This window comes from Pseudomonas sp. RIT357 (genome assembly GCF_000632245.1).
GTDB classification, from domain to species: Bacteria; Pseudomonadota; Gammaproteobacteria; order Pseudomonadales; family Pseudomonadaceae; genus Aquipseudomonas; species Aquipseudomonas sivasensis.
In genome coordinates this window covers 266,424-286,401 of the sequence record NZ_JFYX01000034.1, presented here as the reverse complement: position 1 = coordinate 286,401, position 19,978 = coordinate 266,424, and the positions used below count along the sequence as shown (strand labels likewise).

At 57.7% G+C, this 19,978-nt stretch carries 17 protein-coding genes; 2 read left to right on the top strand and 15 right to left on the bottom strand.

Features of this window, described 5'->3' with window-relative positions:
- Positions 1 to 20: 20 nt before the first annotated feature.
- The 6 genes from BW43_RS08565 to kdpF all read right to left on the bottom strand — a co-directional run bounded on the left by BW43_RS08565 (position 21) and on the right by kdpF (position 7,965).
- Entirely contained in the window at positions 21 to 710 is a 690-nt protein-coding gene (locus BW43_RS08565; RefSeq protein WP_032888961.1) for a response regulator, read from the bottom strand.
- Positions 711 to 747: 37 nt separating this feature from the next.
- Complete coding sequence (locus BW43_RS08570; protein WP_032888959.1) at positions 748 to 3,399, bottom strand: sensor histidine kinase KdpD; 2,652 nt, start codon at positions 3,397 to 3,399, stop codon at positions 748 to 750.
- Positions 3,400 to 3,456: 57 nt separating this feature from the next.
- Positions 3,457 to 4,002, bottom strand: a complete 546-nt coding sequence (gene kdpC / locus BW43_RS08575; RefSeq protein WP_032888957.1) for a potassium-transporting ATPase subunit KdpC — start codon at positions 4,000 to 4,002, stop codon at positions 3,457 to 3,459.
- A 97-nt stretch (positions 4,003 to 4,099) separates the two neighbouring features.
- Positions 4,100 to 6,157 (bottom strand): potassium-transporting ATPase subunit KdpB, encoded by a 2,058-nt coding sequence (gene kdpB / locus BW43_RS08580; RefSeq protein WP_177326448.1) that lies wholly within the window; start codon positions 6,155 to 6,157, stop codon positions 4,100 to 4,102.
- A gap of 14 nt (positions 6,158 to 6,171) precedes the next feature.
- The gene (kdpA, locus tag BW43_RS08585; protein WP_032888953.1) at positions 6,172 to 7,866 is read right to left on the bottom strand and encodes a potassium-transporting ATPase subunit KdpA; all 1,695 of its coding nucleotides are present in this window, start codon (positions 7,864 to 7,866) and stop codon (positions 6,172 to 6,174) included.
- A 9-nt stretch (positions 7,867 to 7,875) separates the two neighbouring features.
- Complete coding sequence (gene kdpF / locus BW43_RS08590; protein WP_003218754.1) at positions 7,876 to 7,965, bottom strand: K(+)-transporting ATPase subunit F; 90 nt, start codon at positions 7,963 to 7,965, stop codon at positions 7,876 to 7,878.
- Between the two features lie 409 nt (positions 7,966 to 8,374).
- On the opposite strand from kdpF, the gene eat reads away from it, so the two are divergent.
- Both eat and BW43_RS28470 read left to right on the top strand, forming a co-directional pair.
- Complete coding sequence (gene eat / locus BW43_RS08595; protein ID WP_032888951.1) at positions 8,375 to 9,739, top strand: ethanolamine permease; 1,365 nt, start codon at positions 8,375 to 8,377, stop codon at positions 9,737 to 9,739.
- A gap of 111 nt (positions 9,740 to 9,850) precedes the next feature.
- Positions 9,851 to 10,018, top strand: coding sequence for a DUF2897 family protein (locus BW43_RS28470; protein WP_081797766.1), 168 nt, complete (start codon positions 9,851 to 9,853; stop codon positions 10,016 to 10,018).
- A gap of 6 nt (positions 10,019 to 10,024) precedes the next feature.
- On the opposite strand, the gene BW43_RS08600 is transcribed toward BW43_RS28470, so the two are convergent.
- The 9 genes from BW43_RS08600 to BW43_RS08640 all read right to left on the bottom strand — a co-directional run bounded on the left by BW43_RS08600 (position 10,025) and on the right by BW43_RS08640 (position 19,977).
- The gene (locus BW43_RS08600) at positions 10,025 to 10,873 is read right to left on the bottom strand and encodes a DUF1989 domain-containing protein (protein WP_032888949.1); all 849 of its coding nucleotides are present in this window, start codon (positions 10,871 to 10,873) and stop codon (positions 10,025 to 10,027) included.
- Positions 10,874 to 10,888: 15 nt separating this feature from the next.
- Entirely contained in the window at positions 10,889 to 11,533 is a 645-nt protein-coding gene (locus tag BW43_RS08605; protein WP_032888947.1) for a GntR family transcriptional regulator, read from the bottom strand.
- A gap of 602 nt (positions 11,534 to 12,135) precedes the next feature.
- Positions 12,136 to 12,468 carry a helix-hairpin-helix domain-containing protein gene (locus tag BW43_RS08610; RefSeq protein ID WP_032888945.1) on the bottom strand — a complete coding sequence of 111 codons (333 nt, stop codon included), beginning with the start codon at positions 12,466 to 12,468 and terminating at the stop codon, positions 12,136 to 12,138.
- 111 nt (positions 12,469 to 12,579) lie between these two features.
- A complete protein-coding gene (locus BW43_RS08615; protein ID WP_032888943.1) occupies positions 12,580 to 14,574 on the bottom strand; it encodes a nucleoside-diphosphate sugar epimerase/dehydratase in 1,995 nt (664 codons plus the stop codon).
- Positions 14,575 to 14,666: 92 nt separating this feature from the next.
- On the bottom strand, positions 14,667 to 15,692 hold the full coding sequence (locus BW43_RS08620) for a glycosyltransferase family 4 protein (RefSeq protein WP_032888941.1): 1,026 nt from the start codon (positions 15,690 to 15,692) through the stop codon (positions 14,667 to 14,669).
- Entirely contained in the window at positions 15,689 to 16,654 is a 966-nt protein-coding gene (locus tag BW43_RS08625; protein WP_032888939.1) for an SDR family oxidoreductase, read from the bottom strand. Before BW43_RS08625 ends, BW43_RS08620 begins: the two co-directional genes overlap by 4 nt.
- Positions 16,654 to 17,421 carry a glycosyltransferase family 2 protein gene (locus BW43_RS08630; protein WP_032889292.1) on the bottom strand — a complete coding sequence of 256 codons (768 nt, stop codon included), beginning with the start codon at positions 17,419 to 17,421 and terminating at the stop codon, positions 16,654 to 16,656. The genes BW43_RS08625 and BW43_RS08630 overlap by 1 nt, the downstream gene beginning before the upstream one ends.
- Before the next feature lie 4 nt (positions 17,422 to 17,425).
- Positions 17,426 to 18,841 carry a mannose-1-phosphate guanylyltransferase/mannose-6-phosphate isomerase gene (locus BW43_RS08635; protein ID WP_032888937.1) on the bottom strand — a complete coding sequence of 472 codons (1,416 nt, stop codon included), beginning with the start codon at positions 18,839 to 18,841 and terminating at the stop codon, positions 17,426 to 17,428.
- 158 nt (positions 18,842 to 18,999) lie between these two features.
- Complete coding sequence (locus BW43_RS08640) at positions 19,000 to 19,977, bottom strand: GDP-L-fucose synthase (RefSeq protein ID WP_032888936.1); 978 nt, start codon at positions 19,975 to 19,977, stop codon at positions 19,000 to 19,002.
- Position 19,978: the final 1 nt, after the last annotated feature.

Sequence of the window (19,978 nt, the reverse complement as noted above, 5' to 3'; positions counted from 1 at the left end):
GCTTCGACAGGCGCCAGACTCTAACCGCCTAACAACCGATACCCGACCCCCGCCTCGGTCACGATAAAGCGTGGCTGAGTCGGATCATCCGCCAGTTTCTGGCGCAGATGGCCCACCACAATCCTCAGGTAGTGACTGTCCTCGGTATGGGTCGGCCCCCAGATATCCTTGAGCAGTTGCTGCTGGGTGATCACCCGTCCCGAGTGCCGCGCCAACTGCGCCAACACGGCATATTCCTTTCGAGTCAGCGCCACTTCGACACCGTCCAGCAGCACACGGCGATAGGCCAGATCGACCGTCAGCGGGCCGAAACTCAACGCTGCTTCCTGCGCCTCACCTGCGGGCGCCTGGCGCAGGAGCGCGCGAACCCTGGCGAGAAACTCCTGGATTCCAAAAGGCTTGGTCACATAGTCATTGGCGCCGCCGTCTAGGGCTTGGACCTTTTGCCCTTCGCTGGCGCGCACCGACAGCACCAATACCGGCACCGTCGACCACTCGCGAAACTCACGCAGCACTTGCTGGCCGTCCATGTCCGGCAAGCCTAGGTCGAGCACCAGCAAGTCCGGCTTGCTCAAGGCCGCCTGGGCCAAGCCTTCGTTTCCGGTGCCCGCCTCAATCACTTTGTAACCCTGGGAGGCCAGGCTGATGCGCAAGAACTTGCGGATCTGCGGTTCGTCATCAATGACCAAAATCGTCGCGGTCTGGCTCATGGTGTCCCATCAAAATCCGTGGAGAAAAGAGGGTAGCTCACGACTCAGGCTCCAGGCCAGGCTGTGTAGGCAATGGAAGGAACAAGGTGATGCAGGTGCCGCGCCCTTCAATGCCATCGGCCACGCTGATATGCCCACCGTGCGCCCCAACCATCCCCTGGCAGATCGCCAAACCCAGGCCGGTGCCCTGCCCGCCCCGATCACCGCGCGCAGCGGTGTAGAACATATCGAAAATCTTCGCGCGCTCATCCTCGGGGATGCCCGGCCCCTCATCGGCTACCGCGAAAAACAGTTGCTTATCCGACACGCCGGCACTCAACTGCAAACGTCCCTGAGGGGGTGAAAAGCGTGCGGCGTTCTCCAGCACATTGACCAGCGCCTGTTCGATCAGCGCCGCATGCACATACAGCAACGGCAGCTCAGGCGGCACCTCGGTGCTCACCTGCAATGGCGCCAGTACCGCACGCAAACGGCCAAGGGCGCTGCCGACGATATCCCCCGGCGACACCCAATCACGCGCCAGCTTGAGGGCGCCATGGCCCAAGCGAGTCATGTCCAACAGGTTCTGGATATAGCGATCGAGACGCTCGGCCTCATCACGCGTGCCTTCCAGTAATTCGCGACGGTCCTCCAGGGGAATGGCTTCACCCAACGCCAGCAGGCTGTCGATACTGCCGCGCATGGACGTCAGCGGCGTACGCAAATCGTGAGACACCGACGCAAGCAAGGCACTGCGCAGTTGCTCGGTCTCGCCGTGAAGGCGTGCGGATTCTAGCTCCTGCGCCAACTGCGCACGGGCCAGGGCCTGGGCCAGAGGCTGACTCAGAGCAGTTAGCAAGCGGCGGCGCTGACCGCTCAACGCCTGGCCCGGTTTGGCACTGACACCGAGCAAGCCCAGCGGACCTTCCTCGCCCGACAACGGCCACCACCACCAGCGCCCAAACGGCAAGGTGCCGGTGCCCATGCCCGCGGGTTGGTCATGTTGCCAGGCCCAGTCGGCGGCGGCGCGTTCGGCTTCGCTGAAGGTCAGCGGGCCGCCGGTTTCGATCTTCCAACCACCCTGTCCATCGCGATTGACGAGGCACAGGTCCAGGTCGTTCCAACCTTCAAGGTGATGGGCCGCCGCGCTGACCACGGCCTGGCGATCGGTGGCGGCGGTGAGTTTGCGTGACAGGTCAAGCAGCTCGCTGGTTTCCTCCTGGGTATCGCGCAACGCCTGCAATTGTCGACGCTGACGCGCCGCGAGGTTGCCGGTGAGCGCTGCCATCAGCAGGAAGAACAGCAGGGTCAGCACATCTTCTTCACGCTGGATGGAGAAGGAAAAATTCGGCGGAATAAACAGGAAGTCGTAGGTCAGAAATGATAAAGCCGCGCAGACCAGGGACGGCCCCAGGCTACTGCGTACCGCGACCAGCAATACGGCAGCAAGAAACACCAGCGAGATATTCGGCAACGGCAACACACTGGACACCGCCCAGGCCACGCCGGCAGCAATCACCGTCGCCACCACTGCCAAAAAGTAGTCGAACCACACCAGCCCGCGGACCTGCGGCAAGCGCGGCGGCGCGGGAGTATCGTCACTGTCGAGCACGTTGATTTCCAAGCCGCGCGCATTGCGCAGCAAACGCGCCGCCAGGCCTCCACCGAATAAACGACGGCGCCAGCGCATCCGTGACTGTCCCACCAACACCAGGCTGGCGCGGCGTTCGCCGGCGTGCTGGATCAAGGTTTTGGCCACCTCCCCCGCCCGCAGCAACACGACTTCCCCGCCGAGACGTTCGGCCAATTGCTGGGCGTTTTGCAGGCGCAGACGCGACTGCTCATCCCGTGCCCGGCCGTTATCGATATGCACCAGGCTCCACGGCAAATGTCGACGCTGCGCCACACGACTGGCATGCCGCACCAGGCGTTCGGCCTGCGCGTCGCCATCCACACCCACCAACAAGCGGCCGCGCACCGCCGGCGCGGCCTGGCCGAGCTGGCGATAGCCCTGGGCCAAGTCGTCATCGACATGGGCTGCGGCCGTCTGCATCGCCAGCTCGCGCAGGGCCATCAGGTTGGTCTGGGTGAAAAACGCATCGATGGCCGCACGGGCCTGTTCCGGAACATAGACTTTGCCGTCGCGCAGGCGCTCCAGCAGCTCGCGGGATGGCAGGTCGATCAGCAGCAGTTCGTCGGCTTCTTGCAGTACCCAGTCCGGCAGCGTTTCACGCACCTGCACGCCGGTGATCCCGCGCACTTGGTCGTTGAGGCTTTCCAAGTGCTGAACGTTGACCGTGGTAAACACGTTGATGCCCGCAGCGAGCAGTTCCTGAATATCTTGCCAGCGCTTTTCATGGCGGCTGCCAGGCGCGTTGCTGTGGGCCAGTTCGTCCACCAGCACCAGCTTGGGCTTGGCGGCGAGCAGGCCGTCGAGGTCCATTTCTTCGAGCATCACACCGCGATATTCGCTGCGCAGCAACGGTTGCTGTGGCAGGCCGGCGAGCAAGGCTTCGGTCTCGGCGCGGCCGTGGGTTTCCACCACACCGGCGACCAACTTGACGCCTTGGCGCAGTTGGGTGTGGGCCGCCTGCAGCATGGCGTAGGTCTTGCCTACGCCGGGTGCGGCACCGAGGAAGACTTTGAGCCGGCCACGACCATTACGGGGTAGATCGGCTAGCAGGGCATCGGCGCGGCCGGAGTCGCTCATGCGGGCAGTGTCCTTCAGGTGATGATGTAATCGGGCAAGTGAAGATCAACTGTGGGATCAGAGTTTTTCCAGCGCCATGTTCAGCGCCAGTACATTCACTACCGGTGGCCCCACCAATGGGCTTTCGATGTGCTCATCCAACAGCCGTTGCAAGGTCGACACCGGCACATTCCGCGCCGCCGCTACCCGCACCAGTTGATAGGCAATCGCCTGGGGTGGCAAGTGTGGATCAAGACCGCTGCCAGAGGTAGTCAGCGAGGCCAAAGGTACCGGGCCCTGACCTGGCACCAGCTGTTTATTTGCGTCATCGAATACGCGGGTGGCTAACGCTGGGTTACTCGGGCCAAGGTTACTGGCGCTGCTGGACACCGTCGCAAAGGCGCCCGCCGATGGACGCGGGTGAAACCAGCTGTCGCCGGTAAAATCCTGGGCGATCAGGCTGGACCCGCGCACCTTACCATCGGCGTCGCGTACCAGGCTGCCGTTGGCCTGATCGGGGAATGCCACCTGGGCGACGCCGGTCACCACCAATGGGTAGGCGACGCCGGTGATCAGGGTCATGAGCACTAAAAGGCTCAGGGCTGGACGGATGATGTTGAACATTTCAGGTTCCTCAATTCGTTGGATACAGCGACCTTGGTCGCAGTGGGGCTGCTTCGCAGCCCAGCGCGGGGCAAGCCCGCTCACTACAAGGTCTGGCTTATACGAGGTGCAGGGCGGTCAACAGCATGTCGATGGCCTTGATACCCACGAACGGCACCAACAACCCACCCAAGCCATAGATCAACAGGTTGCGCCGCAGCAACGCCGCTGCACTCGCTGCCTGCACGCGCACACCGCGCAATGCCAACGGGATCAACACCACGATGATCAACGCGTTAAACACAATGGCCGACAGGATCGCGCTCTGCGGACTCTGCAAGTGCATGACGTTGAGCACGCCCAGTTGCGGATAGATCGAGGCAAACAGCGCCGGCAGAATCGCAAAGTATTTGGCCACATCGTTGGCGATTGAAAAGGTGGTCAGCGCGCCACGGGTCACAAGCAATTCCTTGCCGATCTGCACCACGTCCAGCAGCTTGGTAGGGTCGCTGTCGAGGTCGACCATGTTGGCGGCCTCACGGGCGGCTTGAGTGCCGTCGTTCATCGCCATGCCCACGTCGGCCTGCGCCAGTGCCGGGGCGTCGTTGGCGCCGTCGCCGCACATTGCCACCAGGCGCCCGTCGTTCTGCTCATGACGGATACGTGCGAGTTTTTTCTCTGGCGTGGCTTCGGCCAGCACGTCATCCACGCCCGCCTCAGCGGCAATCGCAGCAGCCGTCAGCGGGTTGTCGCCAGTGACCATCACGGTGCGGATGCCCAGTTTGCGCAGCTCGGCGAAACGTTCGCGGATGCCGGGCTTGACCACGTCCTTCAAATGAATCGCACCAAGCAGCTTGCCATCGGCGCACACCAGCAACGGCGTGCCGCCGCTCTGGGCGATCTTGTCGATTTCCCGCGACAGCGCAGGTGCAAGGTCCTGACGCTGCTGGCCGATAAATGCCAGCAGCGAATCCACCGCGCCTTTGCGGTACACGCGGCCCTGGTAGTCAACGCCGGACAAGCGGGTTTCAGCGCTGAACGGCACGGCGGTCAACTCGTCCTGGGAAGGCTCGGCCTGAGGGTGCAAGGCGCGCAGGTATTCAACGATGGATTTGCCTTCCGCCGTGTCGTCCGCCAAGGACGCGAAAAGCGCGCCTTCGGCCACCTCGCGGCCGCTGACCCCGGGCGCCGCGACCACCGCTGCACACCGACGATTACCAAAGGTGATGGTGCCGGTCTTGTCCAACAGCAACACATGTACGTCCCCGGCTGCTTCCACAGCACGGCCGGACTTGGCGATCACATTGAGGCGCACCAGGCGGTCCATGCCGGCAATGCCGATGGCCGACAACAAGCCGCCAATGGTCGTGGGAATCAGCGTCACAAGCAGTGCGACCAGAAACACCAAAGGCAAGCTGCCATTGGCGAAGTGGGCGAACGGCTGCAACGTTACGACCACCAGCAGGAAGATCAGCGTCAGGCCGATCAGTAGGATATCCAGCGCGACTTCATTGGGGGTCTTCTGGCGCTTGGCACCTTCTACCAAGGCAATCATCCGGTCCAGGGTAGACTCACCGGGGTTGGCGGTGATGCGGATCATCAGCCAGTCCGAGACCAGCCGGGTGTTGCCGGTAACGGCCGAGCGGTCGCCGCCAGACTCACGGATCACCGGGGCGGATTCGCCAGTGATCGCCGCTTCGTTAACCGCCGCGATGCCTTCGATCACCTCGCCGTCACCGGGGATCATTTCCCCTGCAGCAACCCGCACCACATCACCCTTACGCAGGCTGGTAGCCGGCACGACCTTGAAGCTGCCATCGGCTTCCTTGCGCCGAGCACTCAGACCTTCACTGCCTGCCTTGAGGCTGTCGGCGCGAGCCTTGCCTCGCCCTTCGGCCAAGGCTTCGGCGAAGTTGGCGAACAGCACGGTGAACCACAACCACACGGCGATCTGCACGGCAACGAAGGTCGGCACGGAAGTGTCGGGCACGAAGCACAGCACCGTGGTGAGGATCGCAGTCAGTTCGACCACCAGCATCACCGGCGAGCGTTTCAGTTCGCGCGGGTCCAGCTTGACGAACGCCTGGACCAGCGCCGGGCGCCACAGAGCAGAGATAGCGGTTTTGGCAGGCTCCTGGGGTTTGACCGGGGCCGCGTTTTTTGCAGGCATATTCATGTTCATATCCCTTCTCAGAAGCCCATGCTCAAGTGTTCAGCGATAGGACCCAGCGCCAGCGTCGGCAGGAAAGTCAGGCCGCCCACCAGCAAGATGGTTACGGTCAACAGAGTCACGAACAGCGGGCCGTGGGTGGGGAAGCTGTTCTGGCCAATCGGTGCGCTCTTTTTCATCGCCAGGCTGCCGGCCAGGGCCAGTACCGGCAGGATGTAGCCAAAGCGACCGATCAGCATGCCCAGGCCGAGCATCAGGTTATGGAACGGCGTGTTGGCACTGAAGCCGCCAAACGCAGAGCCGTTGTTGGCACTGGCGGAGGTGTAGGCATAAAGCAACTGGCTGAAGCCATGGGGACCAGGGTTACTGATAGCGCCGGCCGGGCCTGGCAGGCTGGCGGCAATGGCGCCGAGCACGAGCACGCCGACTGGCATCACCAGCAAGGTCACGACGAGCAACTGTACTTCCTTGGCCTGGAGTTTCTTGCCCAGGTATTCCGGCGTACGGCCGATCATCAGGCCAGCCAGGAACACCGCGATCAACACGTTAAGCAACATCCCGTACATACCGGCGCCGACGCCGCCAAAGATCACTTCGCCGACCATCATGTTGACCAGCGCCACCATCCCGCTGAGGGGGCTGAGGCTGTCCTGCATGCCGTTGACCGAACCGTTGGACGCCGCGGTGGTGGTCACTGACCACAGCACCGTGCCAGTGGTGCCGAAGCGCGCTTCCTTGCCTTCCAGCGGCGCGGTTTGCTCTACGGCCGGGTTGTTCAGGGTCGGATTGGGCTGATACTCGGACCACAGTGAAGTCGCGCCGCCGATCAGGAACAGCGCCAGCATGCAGCCAAGAATGGCGCGGCTTTGGCGCAGGTCTTTGACGTAATGACCGAAGGTGAATACCAACGCCACCGGGATCAGGATGATGGACGCCACCTCAAACAGGTTGGCCCAGGCAGTCGGGTCTTCAAAGGGATGCGCCGAGTTGACGCCGAAAAAACCACCGCCGTTGGTGCCCAATTGCTTGATCGCAATCTGGCTGGCCGCCGGGCCCAGGGGGATCACCTGATCCACGCCTTGCATCGTCACGGCATCAACGTAATGGGCGAACGTCTGCGGCACGCCCTGCCACACCAGGAACAACGCCAGCACCAGGCACAACGGCAACAGGCCGTAGAGGGTAGCGCGGGTCATATCGACCCAGAAATTCCCCAATGTCTGGGCAGATTTGCGACCGATCCCACGGCACAAAGCGACCAGGACTGCCAGCCCAGTGGCCGCACTGACGAAGTTCTGCACCGTCAGGCCAGCCATCTGGCTAAGGTAGCTCAGTGACGCCTCACCGCTGTAGGACTGCCAGTTGGTGTTGGTCATGAAACTGACCGCAGTGTTGAAGGCCAGCGTCCACTCCTGCCCCGGCAATTTCTGCGGATTGAGCGGGAGATAGTCCTGGAACATCAGGATCGCGAACAACAGCAGGAAACCCGCGAGGTTGAATGCGAGCAACGCCAGCATGTACTTCTGCCAGCTCTGCTCCTGCTGCGCGTCGACACCCGACAGGCGATAACAGGCTTTTTCGACAGGCCCGAGCACCGGGCTCAGCCACGTGCGCTGGCCTTCCATCACCTTGTAGTAGAACCGCCCCAGGAACGGTGCCGGCACCAATACCACGGCAAAGAAGGCGATGATCAGCCAATAGTCATAACTGTGCATGGCCAGCTCCTAGTTCCGATCCGCGCGTAACAGCGCAACCAGCAGATAAATAAACAGCGCCACGGCCAATAGCAGTGACACTCCGTCCAGAACACTCATGGAAGTCTCTCCGTTCAGCGGCGAGTGCCGCGTGTGGGGCAATTGTCCGCAGGAGTGGCGTAAAGGAACGAGTGCGAGGGTGCGGGCGGGGCGTAAAGAAGGCGTAAAGAGTGGCTTTATGCGGGGTTTACACTGCGGGTTTCCAGCGTCTGGGCAGGCGTTATCGGGAGCAAGCCCCCTCCCACACTTGACCGAGTTGTCATGCCGAGCGCCAGTCAACCTGTGGGAGGGGCTTGCTCCCGATAGCGTCGGCACCGTCACCGCCGCACCTATCTGGTGCGACACCGGCAAATTTCAAACGCCAAACCATCCCCCAGACGACAGTTGCACGCCTTTACGACAATGATTCTCAAGCTGGCATGGCCGCTGCAACACCTTGAATCATTCCAAACCGTTCAGGGAGCAGCACATGAACACACAACTCAAACCCACCCTAGGCACCCTGCATTTATGGGGCATTGCCGTCGGGCTGGTGATCTCCGGTGAATACTTCGGCTGGAGCTATGGCTGGGGCGTGGCCGGAACCTTGGGCTTCCTGGTGACCTCGTTGATGGTCGCCGCAATGTACACCTGCTTTATCTTCAGTTTCACCGAGCTGACCACCGCGATTCCCCATGCTGGCGGACCGTTTGCCTACAGCCGTCGTGCATTTGGGGAGAAAGGCGGTTTAATCGCCGGTCTTGCCACACTGATCGAATTTGTCTTCGCGCCGCCTGCCATTGCCTTGGCCATCGGCGCTTATCTGAATGTGCAGTTCCCTGCGCTGGACCCGAAGCACGCTGCCGTCGGTGCCTATATCGTGTTCATGGGCCTGAACATCCTTGGCGTGAAACTCGCCGCGACCTTTGAACTGGTGGTGTGCGTGCTCGCCGTCGCAGAGCTGCTGGTGTTTATGGGCGTGGTCGCCCCGGCATTCAGCTTCAGTAACTTCGCCCTGAATGGCTGGGCCGGTTCCGATACCTTTGGCGCCCCGGCGATTGCCGGGATGTTTGCCGCAATTCCGTTTGCGATCTGGTTCTTCCTTGCCATCGAAGGCGCAGCCATGGCGGCTGAAGAAGCGAAGGATCCGAAGCGCACCATTCCGAAGGCCTACATCAGCGGCATCCTGACCTTGGTGATCCTGGCCATGGGCGTGATGTTCTTTGCCGGCGGAGTGGGTGACTGGCGCCCCCTGTCGAACATCAACGACCCGCTGCCGCAGGCCATGAAAACCGTGGTGGGCGAAAGCTCCGGCTGGTTGCACATGCTGGTGTGGATCGGCCTGTTTGGCCTGGTAGCGAGCTTCCACGGCATTATCCTGGGCTACTCGCGCCAGTTCTTCGCCCTGGCCCGCGCCGGGTACTTACCGTCTTTCCTCGCCAAACTGTCGCGTTTTCAGACACCGCACCGGGCCATCATCGCCGGCGGTGTGGTCGGCATCGCCGCCATCTACAGCGACGGTCTGATCAACCTGGGCGGCATGACTCTGACTGCAGCGATGATCACCATGGCGGTTTTCGGCGCCATCGTCATGTACATCATGAGCATGCTCAGCCTGTTCAAACTGCGTAAAACCGAACCGCTGTTGGAACGCACCTTCCGCGCGCCGGGTTACCCGATCGTGCCAGGCATTGCGTTGGTGCTGGCGGTGGTGTGCCTGGTGGCCATGGCGTGGTTCAACACACTCATCGGCTTGATCTTCCTGGGCTTTATGGCGGTAGGTTTCATCTACTTCCAACTGACCGCACAAGACCGTGCCGATGCGCCAGCGGACGCAATGTTGACTGGGCTCTAAGGTTTACGAGGCAGAACGGGCTTACACTGAACTACTCAGAAAGCCCGTAACTCAAAGCAGTTATTACCGTGGGAAAATTCTCCCACAGCAATCTGCCTCAAGGAGAGCCTTATGCCGTGGTATGCGTGGTTGATTATGGTGGTCGCGATTGGGTCGATCGTCGGTGGGCTGATGATGCTGCGAGACAGCGCCAACAAGGTGGAACTCACCGACGAGCAACGCAAACGCGTGGCCGAACGCAACGCCCAGGCGGACGCCAAGGATTCGCAGGATCGCTAGTTAGGCTTACTCCCAATCCGCCTTGGCAATATGCAACCCGTGCTGCCCCTTGTAGGCAGCACGCTCCGGCTGGCTCCAGCCGCTCAGCAATTGATCCTCCAACTTGTAGATCTCGACGCCCAGCGGGCGACATACCGTCAGCGGATCCTGTGCGTCCGGCCCCCACATCGGCAGCGACAGATCTCCACCCGGGCAGGTCGACAGTGCACACAGCAAATCAATCTCGGCAAAGAACTCCAGGTAATCACCCTTCTGCGCCGGACACGCCTTCATGAAGTACATGTCGTCGTGATTCAGGCCGGTGCACTGGAAAATATTCAACACGTCATGCACGTCGAATTCCGTAAGACCGTGGGGCAGCACCGCGCGAGTGAGGTTCGAATGGCAGTGGTGATGGAAATCCTCACCGGTCAGCATCCGGTTCACGTAGGGATCGCAGCGCGTGCCGAGTAAGTCGTGGAGGCGCCCGCCGTGCTCGTCGATACCATAACTGGCCAGGCTGTCATCGGTGATGGTCACCAACGGTCGCAGAAACGGCAGGTTCGACCACAATCGGTCATGGGTGCTGACATGGGCGCCCTGCAATTGGCGGGTGCGCGCCGCCCAAAGACGTTCCCGCGGGTCGTGGGCGTTCCAGACATTAAAGTCACCCACCTGCGGGCCCACTGGCGTAGTAACACGAAACACATGCCCCGCCGGCACCTTCCAGGCCCTGCCTGTTCGAATAGGCACCTCAAACTGTTCGATCAAGATGCGTTGATCCGCCCGGTCACGAATGCGCTCGTAAAACGCCGTGTCGACTTGCAGCGCCGAGCCTTTGCTGACCTGATAAGCGGCCGGATAATCTTTGTACATAGTGCACATCCTCGATCAGGGGTGGGTAAACAACGCCAACGACAGGCGTTCGGAATCTTCCAGGTACAGGCTCATCGCCTCCCCTGCCGCGTGTTTATTCGCCTGGACCAATAACGCGTAAATCTCGCGGTCACGCTCAAGCCAAGGTGACTGAAAACGCTGCTCATCGGGCGCCGCACAAAACACGAGGCGTAGCTGGGCGATGACCCGGGCGAAAAACTCATCGAACAAGGGGCTGCGCATCAACCCGACGATGTGCTGATGGAACAACAAACTGTGGGTGGCCACGGCACGCCAATCTTCGCGCTCCCGGGCCAGGGTGGTGGCGTCGATGGCGTTTTGCATGCGTTCAGATTGATCGTCCGTCAACGCTTTGCTTTGTGCGATGGCCTGCAATTCCAGTGTGCGGCGGACAACAAACAGATCACGAACTTCCTCCCGCTCCAATCGCCGGACCATCACACCCTTGTTGCGCACATAACGGGTCAAGCCCTCCTGCCCCAAACGGTGGAGGGCTTCGCGAATCGTATTGCGCGACGCACTGTAGGCAATGACCAAATCCGCCTCGACCAGGGCCATACCCGGCAATAACCGTCCGCTGATGATGTCGGCACGCAGCTCCAAAGCAATCTGGTCTGCTAAAGACATATTGGGTGTCATCATCGCCTCATGATTGTTGAACAATCTTCTGTCTGGAGGTAATCACGTTTCATGCCAACCTCCAGAACGGGCGATCTGGGTGTAAAAAGTTAAGGTTGGTTAAAATGCCAGCCTGTGGCTGGGGCCGCCTTATACGTTATTTACAACACCACAAAACCCAAACTCACCCATGCATCATCAAGGAAGCGCCCGGCCTTCACAGATCAGCTGCGGACCTGAACGCCCATCGCGACAACCTGTTCAGTCAGCAAAGACCGCTGGATGCATTTGTCGACAACTATCTGTCGGAACGGCACATGTCCTCCCCCGGACCACGGCTTCCCGCTGCCAACAATGTTTTCCGAGATAGATCTGAGCGACCAGCCCAGTGCGATACCGAACCCTCTCGACGTAAGACTTGAGCAAATTGAAACGGCGCTGGGAGATGGGCGTTGCGGCGCAGAGGGGCTGGGGAGGATGTCGACACTGGTAGGCGCATAAGTCCTTGCCAGGAGAGTCTAAGACCCACAATTGGTGAGGTGGAACATAGACGTGGTGCGGGGGAACGTGAAGCGCGGAACTCACAGAAGAAAGAGGCCGATCAATGACCGGCCCCTTGGAGCTTAGTTGATCACCAGCCTGTCGCGGTTCTTCTCCAACAGCGCCTTGCCGATACCCTTCACTTCCAGCAACTCATCCACCGCCGTGAATGGGCCATTGCTTTCGCGGTAGGCGATGATTGCCTTGGCTTTGGCAGCGCCAATACCGAACAGATCCCGACGCAGGGTCTCGGCGTCTGCGGCGTTAAGGTTGACCTTGGCGGATTGCTCGGCCTTGGCCATCTGCGCGCTGATAGGGGTTGGGGCTTCAGGCTTGATGGAAGGGGCTGCGGTGCTGGCGACGGAGAGGGTTGTAAGAACGGCGAAAATCAGCGAAGAGATGTAGGTGTTCTGCATTGGTGACGCTCCATGACATCGTTGAGAGAAAAGCAGCTTTTCCGAAGCTGCTTTTCAAACGTAGGTGATGTTGGAAATTCGTCAAAAACGGTTGAGTAACAGAGTATTAAATCAAGGCTCCAGACGGCGTTGCTGGTAAATCCAATCGACGATCTCTCCATCTGGGGAGTAGCCGCTGACCGTGTCGCGCAGGAGTTGACGGACGCGGGCGTAGTCGTCTTGATCCACGGCAGCCAATAAGTCCGAGAGCTTGCCTTTAAGCACTTCCCAAGACAGATGATCTTCGTTGGCGCTCATGATCATGGGGTGTTGAGTGGCGACCACGTTGTCGCCGATGAGTAACTCTTCGTAAAGCTTTTCGCCGGGGCGCAGGCCGGTGAACTCGATCGAGATGTCACCTTGAGGGTTCTCGTCAGAACGCACGCTGAGCCCGGATAGATGCACCATCTTTTTTGCGAGCTCGACAATTTTCACCGGCTCGCCCATGTCCAACACGAATACATCCCCACCCTGCCCCATGGACCCAGCTTGAATGACCAGTTGGGCCGCCTCCGGGATCGTCATGAAATACCGCGTGATTTTCGGATGGGTAACCGTCAGGGGACCACCGGATTTGATCTGTTTGTGAAACAACGGAATGACTGAGCCCGAGGAGCCCAGCACGTTGCCGAAGCGAACCATAGTGAAGCGGGTTTTGTTGACGCGGGAGATATTCGCCTTATCGCCGAACAATACCGGGGCGAGTTCTCGACTCAGGGCTTGCAGCGTCAATTCCGCCAGCCGTTTGGTGCTCCCCATGATGTTAGTTGGACGTACGGCCTTGTCAGTCGAAATCAATACAAAGTTGGCCACGCCAGACTGAAGTGCAGCTTGCGCCGTATTGAGCGTGCCGATGACATTGTTCAACACACCTTCAGCGATATTGTGCTCTACCATCGGCACATGCTTGTAAGCAGCTGCATGATAGACAGTGTCTACATGCCAGGTTTTCATAACATCGAGCAACTTGCCTTGGTTACGTACTGAACCGAGTATCGGCAAAAGTTTTACCGGCAAAGATTCGCGAGTAATACGTTGTTCCAACTCAGACAAAATGGTGTACAGGTTAAATTCGCTATGGTCGAACAATAATAACGTCGTAGGTTTGAGGGATATAATCTGCCGGCAGAGTTCTGAACCAATTGACCCACCTGCCCCCGTAACCAGTACAACCTGACTTTTAATACAGTGTTCAAGCAGTTCGCCTTGGGCTGGGATTGCATCACGTCCTAGCAAGTCTGCAATATCGACCTCCTGGATATCGTCGACCTTGACGCGTCCGCTGGCCAGATCCATGAAGCCGGGAACACTGCGAACGTGCAGAGGGAAACCTTCAAGAAAGGACAGGATTTCACGCCGCCGACCACGATTGGACGAGGGGATGGCCAAGAGAATTTCCTGAACACCTGTCGCGTCGATCATTTGTTGAATATGCCGGGGTTTATAAACATGCAAACCCGAGATAACACGATCAGAAATCCCGGGATCGTCGTCGATAAACGCCACAGGACGCATAACACGCCCCATGCGCAATGCGGCGACCAATTGGTTACCGGCAGACCCAGCACCGTAGATAGCGACTTTGATCAAGCCGTCATCACGATTTGTAAACGGCACATGCTGGGTGGCGGTGAACCAATCCCCAAGGAAATATTGACGCATCCCCAGGCGCAGGCCGCCAATCATGATCAGGCTTAGCCACCAATAATTGAAAACAATCGAACGCGGGACGACGTTCTGATGGTTGCTATACCAGTAAACCACCAGCGCCAAGATCAACGATGACAGGCTGACTGCTTTGATGATCGCGATCAGCGCATCATTACCGAAATAACGCATAACCGCCCGGTACATACCGAATCGCACAAACAAGGGAATGGCAACGATAGGTGCAGCAATGAACAGCCATAAATGCTGTCTGACCGGGTTGATCATCTCGTCGATGCCCAGGCGCACGACAAAAGCCATCCACAACGCGGCCCACACCACCACGATGTCAGTCAGCACCTGTAGAACGCGCTTATAACGCCTTGGTAGGCCAAGTAGCAGCGTGCGCAGCCGATCCATCCTTACTCTCCAAAGTTACATCTGCCTGAAAAAAAGGCAGGGGTGGCCTCACTATCAGACTACCTTAATTCGCATCTGCGCCTTAATGACAATCAGGGCGTATTGGCTGGCTCTAAAGAACCCGCATTAAACTTTATTGCCAACCAGACCAACGGTACATAACCAACAACCAAGCCTAGAACCCCATCTAAATCAAGCAACACTACAGCCAGGGCCACCGGAAGGAGCCAGAAAATATTAATACACGCAACAGCCAGCGTGACCGGCCGGTGCCTGCCGATCTGCCGGGAAGCAAACTGATAGGCGTGACTGCGATGCGCTTCGTAAACCTTGTCCCCACGCAACAGCCGACGTATCAACGTAAAGGTAGCATCGACAATAAACACACCCAGCATTATCAGCCATGCCCAGAACAACTGAGGCGATATAAGACACGCCTGTAAAGAAAACGCCCCCAGTATGATGCCGATAAAACCACTCCCTGCATCCCCCATGAAGATTCGCGCAGGAGGGAAGTTCCAATACAAAAAACCTACTACCGCCATGCTGAACACCAGCGGCGTCCAGACCAGTTGTGCATGCCCCGCCACGCCATAAACGACACACATTCCCAGGCAAGCACACAACGCCTCGATGCTTGCAATACCATCGATACCGTCCATGAAGTTGTAGAGATTTAGTAACCACACCAAATAAAGCACAGCCAGGAAGTTGCCTAGCCAACCCAGGTCAATCAAATGCCCGAAGATCTTTAGCGGCGCCAGGCCTTGAAGGAAAAACAATACCCATACCGCTGCAAGGAAATGGCCAAGCAATCGCCAGCGCGCTGCGATATGCCCGTGGTCATCCATGAACCCCAGAACGGCAACGCCCAGGCCAGCCCCCAACATGCCCCACGCCCATGACCAGGGAATAAGGTCCGCAAAAGCGAGCACAGGCACAGCAGCGAGAAAGCTGATCACAATCGCGACGCCACCGCCTCTGGGCGTGGGTACTGAATGTGAGCTACGGGCGTTCGGAGTATCGATCAAGCTTGCTGACAATGCATAACGGCGCAGCTGCCACGTCAACAGAAGGGAAATGCCCGCCAGGACAGGGAGCAACCAGAGAAAATTCATCGTTTATTCGAATCCAGATAATGTCGAGCTGCACCATTCAGAGCTTGATCAACGCCGACACGAGGTGCCCACCCCAACAGCGAGCGGGTCTTGCGAATATCGACCTGCAGCGTTCCGCACAGGCGCTGAGAGAACCCCGACATGCGGAATAGCTTAGCGACGAACGTCAAAAAGCGCGAAGGAATGGGAATCAAGCGGGCGGGTGCGTGTAATGCATGTGCCAACCTGCGCAATAGTTCAGTCGTAGAAAGGTCTTCACCGTCACTGACGAGAAAGACTTGATTGCTGGCAGCAGGGTGATCCAGGCAAGTAACAATCAGATCCGATACGTTTTCAAGCGCGACAAGGCTGCGTTTGTTATGTATGGCGCCCAAAGGCAACGGGATTCCCTTGGACAGAAAACGCATCATGTTCAAAAAGTTTGCTTTTACTCCGGGGCCATAGATAAGCACTGGCCGGATGATGACGATATCCATCTCGACGGCCTCAGCGAGTTGTAGAAGCCCCTTTTCGGCTTCCCATTTAGACAGGCCATACGCGTCAGCCGGGTTCGGCTCATCATCGGCGCAGAACGGTGTGCCAGCCGGCGACACTTCACCGTTGACCTTGATCGAACTGATAAAGACAAAACGGCGAACGCCGGCGGCGGCGGCCTCCCTTGCCAGGTGCAAGGTAGCTTTAACATTGATGTCACGAAAAGCTTGTAGCGGATCAGCAGAATCGTCGGTCGTTATGTGCACACGAGCAGCGCAGTGGACAACAACATCCACACCCGCCAATGCCTGCCCCCACGCGGTCGTCGAATCAATATCGCCCATGACATGGGCCGAAACGTCGCTATCTAACCTTGTCGCGGCGGTACGCACGGAGGCAGACAGGCGATACTTCTTATCTGATTGCAAACGGCGGATCAGATCTTTACCCAAAAAACCGGTAGCTCCGGTAATAAAGATATGGTCCATCAGTTCTTTGTCCCCGAGCGCTTTAGGTATTCCAGCAATTTGAATGGAATTTTACTCAGCACCATAAGCAAGTTGGTGTATATCCCATTACGCTTGCACGCCAGAACAATTTCCCGATTTAGTTTCAGACTACTTTTTATACCGGAGGTACTGACGCCGCCCGAGCGCATGCGAACCAGGACCTTATCAATATGCGAAAATCTGAGTTTTTTAATCAGGAGCAGGCGAACAAACATCTCGTAATCTGCGGAGATGGCGTACAACATGGAATAAGCGCCAACGTCGGCGTAAGCCTCTTTGCGTACAAATGTACCTGGATGGGGAGGCATCCACCCAAACCGCAGCTTCCACGAACGAAAATGTGAAGCGCTATAGACACGCGTAACCCGCTGCAAGTCCTCAGGATTTACAAAAACAACATCACCAAAGACGAGCGCACTTTCTGGATTCAGACGAAACGCGGCTGCAACGCTCTCTAACGATGTAGGACTTTCATAGAAATCGTCGGAGTTGAGAATGCCGATAACATCACCCGTGGCCAACGCGATACCTTTGTTCATAGCGTCGTATATGCCGCGATCCGGCTCACTCACGATGGTTGCGATAGACGCAGCATATTCACCAACAATACCCATCGTATTGTCCTTTGAACCACCATCTATAACTATATATTCGACATTCAAATACGTCTGAGCCAATACGGACTCAATAGTATCCCTGATCGTTTTTTCGCTGTTGTAGGAGACCGTGATAATCGAAATTTTCAACACATCAACCCTTTACACGGCCGTAAACATCTTCAAACCGGACAATATCATCCTCTCCCAAGTAAGATCCCGACTGAACCTCAATCAGTTCTAGCGGAATGATTCCAGGGTTCTCCAGTGCATGAATCTGTCCAATAGGGATAAATGTAGATTGGTTCTCGGTAACCAAATACGTCTTATCACCATTAGTCACGCGAGCAGTACCGCTGACAACCACCCAGTGCTCCGCGCGGTGATGGTGCATCTGCACTGAGAGCTTCTCGCCTGGTTTTACGGTAATTCTTTTAACCTGATAGCGCTCGCCACTATCAATAGAGTCGTAAAAACCCCAAGGGCGATAGACCTCGCGATGGTCGGTATGCTCGTGGCGTTTGCCCGCCTTGAGTTGATCAACGATCTTCTTAACTTCCTGAACTTGATCTTTGTGTGCAACGAGGACTGCGTCCTTGGTCTCCACGATAATCAGGTCGTTTACACCAACAGTGGTGACCAAACGATGTGTGGCATGAACATAGCTGCCGGAGGTTTTCTCAGACAACACGTCACCTTTGAACAGATTACCGTCTGCATTTTTCTCGCCTGCCTCCCAAAGAGCAGACCAGGACCCGATATCACTCCAGCCGGCATCTAAAGGAACCATGACGGCGTCTGAAGTCTTCTCCATCACTGCGTAGTCAATGGAGACATCAGGGCTGGTCGCGAAAATGGCACTGTCGACCCGAGTAAAATGCATATCTTGTTGCCCACCCGCCAAGGCTTCCCGACATACCGACACAATTTCCGGTTGAAATTTTTCCAACTCCTGAATATAGCGACTGGCTCTAAACATGAACATGCCGCTATTCCAGAAGTAATCGCCCTGAGCGAGGTAGGACTGAGCTGTAACCAAGTCAGGTTTTTCAACGAAACGACTGACCTTGAACCCTCCCGATCCAACAGGCGCACCCAGTTGAAGATAGCCATACCCCGTCTCAGGGGACGTAGGCGTAATGGCGAAGGTGACCAACTTGCCAGACTCCGCCAGCGCAAGCGCCGTAGCGATGCTGCTCTGGAACGCCTCGACATCTTGAATCAAGTGATCAGCCGCCAAGACGAGCATGATTGGATCATCCTGCTCAGCGAGTGCCTGCAGGGCTGCCAGTGTAATAGCTGGGGCAGTGTTGCGGCCTACCGGTTCAAGGATGATATTCGCGTCGTCCAGACCCAACTGCCGAAGTTGTTCGGCAGCCAGAAAGCGATGATGTTCGTTGCAAATCAATCGCGGCGCCCCATGCTCAAGCCCATCAAGGCGCTTGATAGTGGCCTGGAGCATCGTCATATCGGCATCCACCAAGGGGAGAAACTGCTTGGGGTTCAATTGACGGGAGAGTGGCCATAGCCGGGTACCTGAGCCACCCGCCATGATTACTGGAAGAAACATTCAAACATCCTTAAGGCCGAGATCGACGCCGCAACATAAGCGCGCTCACTAATAGCCACTAAAAGTGGACCAGGTCAACGCCTGAAACCTGAACTTTACGGTGCCGGCGCCATTTGAAAACAATGCGCAAGCCGACGAGCCCCCCCAAGCAACAAAGGCTAGCGCGAGCGAGCGTGCAAGGCGTTCTCGGAGAACCAGGCGTATGCGTCGCGAAGCCCCTCTTCGAGGCTGATGCTCGCACGCCACCCCAATCGCTCAAGACGCGAAACATCCATCAGCTTCCTTGGCGGCCCGTCTGGCTTTGTGCTGTCAAAGCTTAGGCGCCCCTTGAACCCGGTAACCTTCGCGATGGTTTGAGCCAGTTCGCGAATGGTGCAGTCTTCGCCCGTACCTACGTTGATATGAGAAAGCATCGGTTGGGTATAGGCGCCATACTGGTTCTGATCCAACTCCATGACGTGGACCGACGCACTGGCCATATCATCCACATGCAGGAATTCACGCATCGGCGAACCACTACCCCATATAACAACCTCTTCAACGCCTTCTTCGACGGCATCGTGAAAGCGACGCAAGAGTGCGGGTATTACATGGGAGTTCTGCGGGTGAAAGTTGTCATTAGGACCGTACAAGTTAGTAGGCATAGCACTGCGATAATCGCGTCCATATTGGCGATTATAACTCTCACATAGTTTGATCCCGGCAATCTTCGCAATGGCATAAGGCTCATTGGTAGGCTCAAGCGTTCCCGTCAAGAGCGCCTCTTCAGGCATCGGTTGCTTGACGTTAATGGGATAAATACACGACGAACCGAGGAATAGCATTTTTTGCACGTCGTGCTGATGCGCAGCATGGATGACGTTTGCCTGCATCATAAGGTTTTCGTAGATAAACTCAGCCGGGTAGGTGTTGTTCGCATGAATGCCACCCACCTTGGCTGCGGCCATATAGACTTGCTCTATCTTGGTCTCAGCAAAAAAATTCATTACCGCAAGCTGGTCCAACAGATTCAATTGAGCCCTGTCGCGGGTCACAATATTGGTGTAACCCAACGCTCGCAGGCGTCGAACAATGGCCGAACCGACCATCCCTTTGTGGCCAGCAACAAAAACACATTCGCTCAATTGACGTGACATA

What these genes read in the sequence shown, in the direction of transcription:
- BW43_RS08565 (WP_032888961.1), bottom strand. Translation starts at nt 710, where the DNA reads ATGAGCCAGACCGCGACGATTTTGGTCATTGATGACGAACCGCAGATC.
- BW43_RS08610 (WP_032888945.1), bottom strand. Translation starts at nt 12,468, where the DNA reads ATGCAGAACACCTACATCTCTTCGCTGATTTTCGCCGTTCTTACAACC.
- BW43_RS08620 (WP_032888941.1), bottom strand. Translation starts at nt 15,692, where the DNA reads ATGAATTTTCTCTGGTTGCTCCCTGTCCTGGCGGGCATTTCCCTTCTG.
- BW43_RS08625 (WP_032888939.1), bottom strand. Translation starts at nt 16,654, where the DNA reads ATGGACCATATCTTTATTACCGGAGCTACCGGTTTTTTGGGTAAAGAT.
- kdpB (WP_177326448.1), bottom strand. Translation starts at nt 6,157, where the DNA reads ATGAATATGCCTGCAAAAAACGCGGCCCCGGTCAAACCCCAGGAGCCT.
- BW43_RS08570 (WP_032888959.1), bottom strand. Translation starts at nt 3,399, where the DNA reads ATGAGCGACTCCGGCCGCGCCGATGCCCTGCTAGCCGATCTACCCCGT.
- BW43_RS28470 (WP_081797766.1), top strand. Translation starts at nt 9,851, where the DNA reads ATGCCGTGGTATGCGTGGTTGATTATGGTGGTCGCGATTGGGTCGATC.
- BW43_RS08600 (WP_032888949.1), bottom strand. Translation starts at nt 10,873, where the DNA reads ATGTACAAAGATTATCCGGCCGCTTATCAGGTCAGCAAAGGCTCGGCG.
- kdpC (WP_032888957.1), bottom strand. Translation starts at nt 4,002, where the DNA reads ATGTTCAACATCATCCGTCCAGCCCTGAGCCTTTTAGTGCTCATGACC.
- BW43_RS08635 (WP_032888937.1), bottom strand. Translation starts at nt 18,841, where the DNA reads ATGTTTCTTCCAGTAATCATGGCGGGTGGCTCAGGTACCCGGCTATGG.
- BW43_RS08640 (WP_032888936.1), bottom strand. Translation starts at nt 19,977, where the DNA reads ATGTCACGTCAATTGAGCGAATGTGTTTTTGTTGCTGGCCACAAAGGG.
- kdpA (WP_032888953.1), bottom strand. Translation starts at nt 7,866, where the DNA reads ATGCACAGTTATGACTATTGGCTGATCATCGCCTTCTTTGCCGTGGTA.
- BW43_RS08615 (WP_032888943.1), bottom strand. Translation starts at nt 14,574, where the DNA reads ATGGATCGGCTGCGCACGCTGCTACTTGGCCTACCAAGGCGTTATAAG.
- eat (WP_032888951.1), top strand. Translation starts at nt 8,375, where the DNA reads ATGAACACACAACTCAAACCCACCCTAGGCACCCTGCATTTATGGGGC.
- BW43_RS08605 (WP_032888947.1), bottom strand. Translation starts at nt 11,533, where the DNA reads ATGACACCCAATATGTCTTTAGCAGACCAGATTGCTTTGGAGCTGCGT.
- kdpF (WP_003218754.1), bottom strand. Translation starts at nt 7,965, where the DNA reads ATGAGTGTTCTGGACGGAGTGTCACTGCTATTGGCCGTGGCGCTGTTT.